At 74.7% G+C, this 992-nt stretch carries 1 protein-coding gene; it reads left to right on the top strand.

Annotated elements, in window-relative coordinates:
* The coding region (locus tag EBH09_RS38335; protein WP_238697108.1) for a polyketide synthase dehydratase domain-containing protein at nt 1-992 on the top strand (992 nt) is incomplete at both ends.

Below are 992 nucleotides of genomic sequence, written 5' to 3'. Positions count from 1 at the left end.
GCCGACCTGCCCGCCTACGCGTGGCAGCACGAACGGCACTGGCACGGCACCGCGCAGGACTTGATCGCCCACACCAGCGGCAGCGGCCTGCTGGACCATCCGCTGGTGGGCGAGCGGATGCCCGCCCCGCACCCCGTCTGGCACGGCACCGTCGAGCCGCAATTGGTGCCCTGGCTGGGCGACCACAGGATCGGCGGCGACGTCCTCATGCCGGCCGCCGCCTACGTGGAGATGGCCCTGAGCGCCGGTCGCCGGGCCATGGACCGCCCGGTCGAGGTACGGCACCTGGAGATCGGCCGCCCACTGTCCCTGCGGTGGCCGGACCCGACGCCGGCCGCCCTGCAGACCGCGGTCACCCCCGACGACGGCGCCGTGACCATCAGCGTCCGTGAGGAACACGGCGGTGAGTGCCTGCCCGTGGTACGCGCACAGGTCCGCAGCCTGCTCGGCACGGCACCGGCCCCGCTCGACGTCGGCGCGCTCCGGGCACGCTGCGACCGGAGCGTCGACGGCCCGGGCTTCTACCGCATGTGCCACGGCATCGGTCTGCACTGCGGGCCGGACTTCCAGCTCATCGACCGCGTCGACACCGGCGACGGAGAGGCACTGGTCAGCTACCGGCTGGAGCACCCCGCCGACGCCTACACCGCCCACCCGGTCCTGATCGACGCGCCGTTGCAGGCCACCGTGGCCCTCGCCGAGGCGCGGGGGGAGTCCGCCGCCTTCCTCCCGACCGTGTTCGGAGCCGTACGCGTGTGGCGCACCCCCGCGCCCACCGGCGTCGTACACCTGCGCCGCCGCAGCCGCAGCGCCAACGAGATGTGCTGGGACATCACCTACGCCGACCCCGACGGCACGGTCACCGTCGAGATCGACGGCTGCCGCACCCGCCGGGCACACCTGGCCGGACACACCCCGCTGACCATCCAGCGCACCGTCCTGAGGGCCGCCCCCCACCCGGGTGCCGCCGCCCCGCCCTCCCCGCTTCCCAC

Source organism: Streptomyces sp. E2N166, from assembly GCF_003671715.1.
GTDB lineage: Bacteria > Actinomycetota > Actinomycetes > Streptomycetales > Streptomycetaceae > Streptomyces > Streptomyces thinghirensis.
This window is presented reverse-complemented; position numbering and strand designations above follow the sequence as displayed.